We start from the raw sequence: 827 nt of genomic DNA, 5'->3' as shown, positions 1-827 counted from the left end.
AGATAAGGCTGCCTACCGTTGTTTGAAAGCGATTAAAGCGGGGGAAAAACTGACGGATGCACCCGCTGAAGATTTGCCTGATCTCGATTTGAAACCACTCGAAGAAATGCAAAACATTTATCGAGAGCATCCCGAGGCACTGCAAGCTTCTGTAGAGATCGCGGAACAATGCCGGGTTGACGTCAGTCTCGGGCAGACCCGTCTACCGTCTTTTCCGACCCCAGACGGAACGTCCGCTGATGATTATTTAACGGATATCTGTATGGAGGGACTCCGCAGCCGTTTCGGCAAGCCTGATGAACGATACCTTCGCCGTCTTCAATATGAGCTTGATGTCATCAAGCGGATGAAGTTCAGCGATTACTTTCTGATCGTGTGGGATTTTATGAAGCACGCCCATGAAAAAGGGATTGTTACAGGACCGGGAAGGGGTTCTGCGGCGGGTTCTCTTGTGGCATACGTGCTGTATATCACAGATGTTGACCCGATTAAGCATCACCTTCTGTTTGAAAGATTTTTAAATCCCGAACGCGTCAGCATGCCGGATATTGATATTGACTTTCCCGATACTAGAAGGGATGAAGTCATTCAATATGTTCAGCAGAAATACGGTGCGATGCACGTCGCACAGATTATCACCTTTGGAACACTTGCGGCAAAGGCGGCGCTCCGGGACGTCGGCAGAGTATTCGGCGTCAGCCCGAAGGAGGCAGATCAGCTTGCAAAACTCATTCCTTCAAGACCGGGCATGACGCTGGATGAAGCGAGACAGCAGTCACCGCAGCTGGATAAGCGGCTTCGGGAGTCAAGCCTGCTTCAGCAAGTCT

At 50.5% G+C, this 827-nt stretch carries 1 pseudogene; it reads left to right on the top strand.

The features are described from left to right. Positions 1-827: pseudogene (gene dnaE, locus ACWHAR_RS25385) on the top strand (DNA polymerase III subunit alpha); the annotation flags it as partial.

It is taken from the genome of Bacillus sp. LR--39 (genome assembly GCF_053613335.1).
Note: the sequence above shows the minus strand (reverse complement) of the source record. Positions and strands in the feature narration are given on the sequence as shown.